Origin of the sequence: Nocardioides jensenii JCM 1364 = NBRC 14755 (assembly GCF_001552535.1) — a bacterium.
GTDB classification, from domain to species: Bacteria; Actinomycetota; Actinomycetes; order Propionibacteriales; family Nocardioidaceae; genus Nocardioides; species Nocardioides jensenii.
The window spans coordinates 1-6778 of sequence record NZ_BCRJ01000040.1; the positions used below are offsets into that span (position 1 = coordinate 1).

General features: G+C 69.7%; 8 protein-coding genes. 6 read left to right on the forward strand and 2 right to left on the reverse strand.

Annotated features, from left to right (window positions below):
* Positions 1-1036, forward strand: a 1036-nt coding sequence (locus tag NJ4_RS10370; protein WP_067434074.1) for an AMP-binding protein, incomplete at its 5' end; no start/stop codon positions are given.
* Complete coding sequence (locus NJ4_RS10375; RefSeq protein ID WP_067434077.1) at positions 1033-1773, forward strand: SDR family NAD(P)-dependent oxidoreductase; 741 nt, start codon at positions 1033-1035, stop codon at positions 1771-1773. The genes NJ4_RS10370 and NJ4_RS10375, both read left to right, overlap by 4 nt.
* Before the next feature lie 35 nt (positions 1774-1808).
* Here the strand turns inward: NJ4_RS10375 and NJ4_RS10380 are convergent, their stop codons facing one another.
* The gene (locus tag NJ4_RS10380; RefSeq protein ID WP_067434080.1) at positions 1809-2195 is read right to left on the reverse strand and encodes a YciI family protein; all 387 of its coding nucleotides are present in this window, start codon (positions 2193-2195) and stop codon (positions 1809-1811) included.
* 407 nt (positions 2196-2602) lie between these two features.
* On the opposite strand from NJ4_RS10380, the gene NJ4_RS10385 reads away from it, so the two are divergent.
* The 4 genes from NJ4_RS10385 (at position 2603) to NJ4_RS10400 (ending at position 5724) form a co-directional block, all read left to right on the forward strand.
* Positions 2603-3052: a DUF4395 domain-containing protein gene (locus tag NJ4_RS10385; protein WP_067434083.1), complete on the forward strand. Its 450-nt coding sequence runs from the start codon at positions 2603-2605 to the stop codon at positions 3050-3052.
* Between the two features lie 34 nt (positions 3053-3086).
* Positions 3087-3935, forward strand: coding sequence for a sulfurtransferase (locus tag NJ4_RS10390; RefSeq protein ID WP_067434086.1), 849 nt, complete (start codon positions 3087-3089; stop codon positions 3933-3935).
* A gap of 1 nt (position 3936) precedes the next feature.
* The gene (locus NJ4_RS10395) at positions 3937-4233 is read left to right on the forward strand and encodes a DUF1416 domain-containing protein (RefSeq protein ID WP_067434089.1); all 297 of its coding nucleotides are present in this window, start codon (positions 3937-3939) and stop codon (positions 4231-4233) included.
* Positions 4234-4380: 147 nt separating this feature from the next.
* Positions 4381-5724: a UDP-glucose dehydrogenase family protein gene (locus tag NJ4_RS10400; RefSeq protein ID WP_245644527.1), complete on the forward strand. Its 1344-nt coding sequence runs from the start codon at positions 4381-4383 to the stop codon at positions 5722-5724.
* Between the two features lie 50 nt (positions 5725-5774).
* Here NJ4_RS10400 and NJ4_RS10405 read toward each other — a convergent pair whose 3' ends face one another.
* On the reverse strand, positions 5775-6632 hold the full coding sequence (locus NJ4_RS10405) for a hypothetical protein (RefSeq protein WP_157551049.1): 858 nt from the start codon (positions 6630-6632) through the stop codon (positions 5775-5777).
* Positions 6633-6778: the final 146 nt, after the last annotated feature.

Consider the following 6778-nt stretch of genomic DNA (forward strand, 5'->3'; position numbering starts at 1 on the left):
GCGGGTCCTGATCCGGACCACGGGCACGACCGGCGAGCCCAAGGCGGCCCGCCACGACTGGCGGATCCTGGAGCGGACCGTCGAAGGGGTCACCCCGCGCCCGCACCAACGTTGGCTGCTGGCCTATGGACCCCAGCAGTTCGCCGGCATCCAGGTGCTCCAGCACGTGCTCGCCGCCCGAGCCACCCTGGTCGCCCCGTTCCCGCGGCAGCCGCGCGACGGACTCGACGCGTTGCTGACCCAGGCGGTGACCTGCCTCAGCGCGACGCCGACCTACTGGCGGTTCCTGCTCACCGAGGCCCGCAGTCGCGACGTCGTGCTGCCCGAGCTGGAGCAGATCACGCTCGGCGGGGAGGCGATCCCGCCCGACCTCCTGGTCGATCTCGAGCGCACCTTCCCGACTGCTCGCATCTCGCAGGTCTACGCGTCGACCGAGTTCGGGTCGATCGTGTCCGTCGGTGACGGCAGAGCCGGGTTCTCGGTCGACAAGCTCGTCTCCGAACAGAATCCCGACGCCCACTTGACGATCGTCGACGGCGAGCTCTGGGTTCGTCGTACGCCCGGGATGCTCGGCTATGCCGGCCGACCTTCGCGCGCCGACGCGCCTGGCGCCGATGAGCCCGGCACCCACGCGCTCGGCACCGACGCTCCCGGCGCCGACGCGCCCGGCGCCGATGAGTGGAGGGCCACCGGCGACCTCGTCGAGATCGTCGACGACCGCGTCGAGTTCCGTGGGCGCGACTCCGAGGTGATCAACGTCGGCGGGGTCAAGGTGCACCCACTGCCGATCGAGAACGCGATCGTCGCACTCGACGACGTCGCCGCGGCCCGCGTGTTCGGACGCGCCAACAAGCTCACCGGTGCCATCGTGGCCGCGGAGGTCGTCGCGGCCGACGGCGCCGACGAGGAAGAGGTACGCCGCGCGGTCAAGGTCGCCGTCGCGGACCTGCCCCGTGCCTGGCACCCGCGCAGCATCAGCTTTGTCGAGGCCATCGCAACGCAGTCTCAGAAAACAATTCGAAGGATGGAACAGTGAGCACACCCGAAGAGACCCGCGTCGCCCTGATCACCGGCGGCAGCAAGGGCCTCGGTGCCGGCATCGTCGAGGCCTACCTCGCGGCCGGGTACGTCGTCGAGACCTGCTCGCGCTCGGCCACCGACCTCGTCGATCGGCTGACCAAGGAGCACCCCGACCACTTCGGGTTCGCCTCGGTCGACGTCTCCGACTCCGCGGCCGCGGACGCGTGGGTCAAGGACGTCGCCAAGCGTCGTGGGCGCATCGACGTGCTCGTCAACAACGCCGGCGTCGCCCCCGAGGGCGTGATCGCGCTGTTCAGCGACGACCAGATCGACCAGGTCGTCGACCTCAACATCAAGGGGACGGCGTACGTCACTCGCGCCGCCTCCCGGGTGATGCTCGCCCGCCGCTCGGGCTCGATCGTCAACGTGTCGTCGGTGGTGGGGATGTCGGGCTACCGCGGGCTGTCGATGTACAGCGCGACCAAGGCCGCCCTCGACGGGATGACCCGCGGCCTCGCGCGTGAGCTGGGCTCGCGCGGCATCACCGTGAACAGCGTGGCGCCGGGCTACCTGCGCACCGAGATGAGCCACGGCCTCGACGAGACCCAGCTGACCCAGATCACCCGTCGTACGCCGGCCGGCCGGCTCGGTGAGCCCTCTGACGTGGCCCGTGCCGTGCTGTTCCTGACCGACCCGGCCAACACCTACATCACCGGTCAGACGCTCGTCGTCGACGGCGGCCTCACCGCCTGACACGTCCCACCGCCCACCCCGAGTCCGGGTGGCGCTCAGCCGGAGGTCGCGTGGGTGGTCGGGCGGACCTCGATCGGCGCGGGGGCGATGTCGACGAGATGGCCGTCTCCCGGCGCGGCGAGGACGGCGACCGGCTGGAGGAGGTCGTCGAGGTCGTCGCTCTCGACCAGGTAGAAGCCGGCCAGCTGCTCGACGCTCTCGGCAGCCGGCCCGTCGGTGATGTCGACCTGCTCTCCGACTCGTCGGACGACCTTGGCCTCGCGGGAGTGGGTGAGCTCGGCGCCGGCGACGATGGTGTGGCCGCCCCGTGTCAGTCGACGACCGAAGTCCTGGTGCAGGCCGTAGACCTGCTGACGCTCCTCCTCGCTGGCCGCTGCCCAGGCGGCCTCGTCGCCCGACAGCAGTACGACGTACGTGGTCATTGGGGGTCCTCTCTGCTCCGTTGGTGAGTCTGTCATCGCCAAGACGGACAAGGCCCACCCACAGTGCATCTCAAGATACGGATGGTGTGTCCAAAAAGTGAGATTCGGACTTCGTGACCGGTCGACGGCCACGTAGTCTTGCCCGCATGTTCACGACCATGCTGACCAAGCGCCGCGCGGTGGATCACTGCCGCACGCGCTCGGCACTGTGTCGAATGTCCTGACGGGACGCGTTCTCCCGTCGCGCCACGCCTGATTTCAGGCGCAGCAGCGCGACTCTGCCGTCCCGTGCCCTCCGGCATGCAGTCGCGATCGCCGGCGAGCCCACGCCCCACCGCCCAGGTAGGTCCTGCGCGAGCGTGGTCCGCCCCGATCGGACAGATCAGACAAGAGACCAGGAGCCACGAATGAGCCAGCAGATCGATCCGCGCGCACCCCAGTTCAACGCTGTGGTGACCGCGGTCGTGCTCGCGCTCGTGCTCCTGACCGCACCGAACGCGTTCGGCGTCGCCCTGCTCGGCGTACAAGCCGTGCTCTTCGCGACCGGCGCCGGCCTCGGTGTGCAGAAGACCCCTCACGCATGGGTCTTCCGCGCCCTGATCCGTCCGCGACTTGCTGCCCCTCACGAACTCGAGGACGCCGCACCGCCGCGTTTCGCCCAGGCCGTGGGCCTGGCGTTCGCGGCGGTCGGCCTCCTGGGATACCTCACCGGCGCCACGCTCGTGGGGGACATCGCGGTCGGCTTCGCGCTGGCCGCGGCACTGCTGAACGCGGCCTTCGCGTTCTGCCTCGGTTGCGAGATGTACCTCCTCGGCAAGCGGATCCTGCACCGCAGTCCCGCGCCGGCAACCAACTGACACCAGCACCAGCCACACCGAAAGAGAGATCAGCATGAGCCGCGAAGACACCCTCGTCACCACGCAGTGGGCCGAGGACAACATCGACAACGACCAGGTCGTCCTCATCGAGGTCGACGAGGACACCACGTCCTACGACAAGGGCCACATCCGTGGCGCGATCAAGTTCGACTGGTCCGTCGACCTGCAGGACCAGGTCCGTCGCGACATCATCAACAAGGAGGGCTTCGAGGCCCTGCTCGGAAAGAACGGCATCAGCAACGACCACACCGTCGTGCTGTACGGCGGCAACAACAACTGGTTCGCCGCCTACGCCTACTGGTACTTCAAGCTCTACGGCCACAACGACGTCAAGCTGATCGACGGCGGCCGCAAGAAGTGGGAGCTCGAGTCCCGCGAGCTGACCCAGGACGTGCCCGAGCGCACCGCCACGACGTACACCGCCACCGAGCTCGACACCACCAAGCGCGCCAACCGTGACGACGTCGTCGCCGCGATCGGTGCCAAGAACCTGGTCGACGTCCGCAGCCCCGACGAGTACGCCGGCCGCCTGCTCGCCCCCGCGCACCTCCCGCAGGAGCAGGCTCAGCGCGCCGGCCACCCGCCGACCGCGGCCAACATCCCGTGGAGCAAGGCGGCCAACGACGACGGCACCTTCAAGTCCAACGACGAGCTGACCAAGATCTACGAAGAGGCCGGGGTCGACTTCTCCAAGGACACCATCGCCTACTGCCGCATCGGCGAGCGCTCCTCGCACACGTGGGTCGTGCTGCACGAGCTGCTCGGTTACGAGAACACCAAGAACTACGACGGCTCGTGGGTCGAGTACGGCTCCCTCGTCGGCGTCCCGATCGTGCTCGGCGACGAGCGGGGAGAGGCCTGACATGTGCGGTGCAGTTGAAGGCGGTCTCTCCCTCGACGGGGTAGACGTCGCGAAAGAGGCAGTGGTCCAGGGCCAGGTCACCCGCGAGGGTGAGCCGGTCGGCAACGCCTACGTGCGTCTGCTCGACCGCAGCGGCGAGTTCACGGCCGAGGTCCCCACCTCGGCGACCGGTCACTTCCGGTTCTTCGCCAACGACGGCGAGTGGACGCTGCGCACGCTGGCCGCCAAGGCCGACGTCGTGGACACCAAGGTCACCGCGGCTCGCGGCTCCGTGGCCGAGGTCGCCATCGCCATCTGATCCATCCGGTGCCCGAGTCTGGGTGCCAGTCGGCCCGTCACGACCTCGTGCGTGACGGGCCGATCTGCGTCCGTACGCCGGTACGCCGTCACATTTCCGCTCCCTCGTCGTTGATCACTCCGCAACGCTTCGACGAAGGGGAACGGCGTGACCTCAGATCTGCGCATCGGCGTCATCGGCTGTGGCTACCTCGGTGCCACCACCGCGTCCTGCCTGGCGTCCTTGGGGTTCCACGTGATCGCCCAGGACATCAGCACCGAACGCATCGCCGCGCTCTCCGCCGGGCAGACCCCCTTCTTCGAGCCCGGGCTCGACGAGCTGGTCGCTGCGGGCGTCGCCTCGGGCCGCCTCGAGTTCACCCACGACCTGGAGAAGGTCGCCGAGCACGCCGACGCGATCTTCCTCTGCCTCGGGACACCCCAGGTGCACGGCGAGCTGCAGGCCGACCTGAGCCAGTTCGAGTCGGCCTGCGCGGCGCTCTTCCCGCTGCTGACCAAGCCGGTCGTGGTGATCGGCAAGTCGACCACCCCGGTGGGATCGGCCGCCCGGTTCCGCGGCGAGGTCCGTGCCCTGGCCCCGGCCGGCGACGACGTCGACCTCTGCTGGAACCCTGAGTTCCTGCAGGAGGGCAACGCGATCCGCAACACCCTCCACCCCGACCGCATCGTGATCGGCCTGCACCCCGACGACACCCGCTCCGAGGACGTCGTACGCCGCATCTTCGCGACGCCGATCGCCGAGGACGGCATCCCCGTGATCACCACCGACCTGCAGACCGCCGAGCTCGTGAAGGCCAGTGCGAACGCCTTCCTGGCCACGAAGATCTCGTTCATCAACGCGATGTCCGAGGTCTGCACGGCGGCCGGTGGCGACGTGGTCACGTTGAGCGAGGCGCTGAGTCACGACGTACGCATCGGTGGGCAGTTCCTCAAGCCCGGGCTCGGGTTCGGCGGCGGCTGCCTGCCCAAGGACATCCGTGCGTTCATGGCCCGCGCCTCCGAGATCGGGGTGCCGCACGCGCTCGGCTTCCTGCACGAGGTCGACATGATCAACCGGCGCTGCCGCGAGCACGTCGTGGCGTTGGCCGAGACCCTGCTCGACGGTGACGTGCGCGAGAAGCGGATCGCCGTCCTGGGCGCCGCGTTCAAGCCCGGCTCCGACGACATTCGCGACTCGCCGGCGCTCGACGTGGCCGGCCAGCTGCACCTGGCCGGCGCCGACGTCGTGGTCCACGACCCGCGTGCGATCGAGCCGGCCCGGCGCGAGCGGCCCAAGCTCGACTACGCCGACGACCTGGTCAAGGCCTGCCATGACGCCGATCTGGTCATGCTGCTCACCGACTGGGCCGAGTACGTCGAGCTCGACCCGGCTGAGCTGGTCGGCATCGTGCGTCGACCGGTGATCATCGACGCCCGCCACTGCCTCGACCCCGCGGCCTGGATCGGCGCCGGGTTCGACTACCGCTCCCTGGGACGGCACCAGTTCGGGTGAGCTGAGACCAGCCCTGAGCGCTGGCGGGCCGTCGGGGGGCTCGCCAGCGCTCAGGAGCAGAACGCACCGGCGGCGACCCAGCCGCCCAGGTTCTCGTCGTCGGTGCCGAGGATTCCTGCGGTTCCCTTGCAGGCGAGGCCCTCGATCTTGTGGCCGGGGTGGGTGCCCAGCGCGACCGGACCGGTCATCGTCAGCAGGGCCTGACCCGAGCTGAGCGAGACCGTCCCGACGGCGTACAGGGCCGCGTCGAAGGGGCCGTTGTTGCCGTTGTCGGAGGCGCTGGAGATCACGATGCGCCCACCGGAGAGCACAGTGGCGTCGCTGATCGGGCGCACGTTGGTGGTCGGCCAGGGCACCGTGACGTCGGCCCGGACCACGCGACCGAACGTGCCTCGGGAGACATTGAAGGTGGCGGCGAAGAGCCCGCCCGCGGTGGTTGTCGAGCCACGGTTGGCCCACACCGCGACCGTGGTGCTCCCGACCCGGGTGAGGGCGAACGACTCGTTCTCGAGGCGTCCGGCCGGCAGGGTGAACGCGCGGATCACCCTCAGCGTCGTCCCCGAGATGCTGATCACCCTGCCCGAACCCGAGCTGGTGACCACGGCATACCGGCCGGCCTGTGCGGGCACCGCGCCGATGGCCTCCAGGTCCGAGGGCGCCGTGCCCGGCCAGGTGAGGTTGCGGACGACGTGGGTGTCGCTCAGCAGCGCCACCCGATTCTGCCCGCTGGTCTTGTTGTCGCGCACGATCACCCAGCCCGACGCGGCCGGTGCGATGCCGCTGATCCCCTGGGTGATGCCGGTGCCGACCCGGGTCCAGGTCGTCTGCCCGGAAGTGGGGGAGGCCGTGACGAGGAGACCCACCGAGACGGTCGCGGCGACCACGCTGCGCAGGAGTCTCGCCCTCATGTCCTGACTGTAGGTCGCCCGATCTGCCCGGGCTTCCCCAGAACAAGTCATCTTCGCCCCGCCCCGCCCCGCCCCGCCCAGCCCTCGCCTTCGCCGTACGCCGCCCGCCCTCGCCTTCGCCGTACGCCCGCCCTCGCCGTACGCCC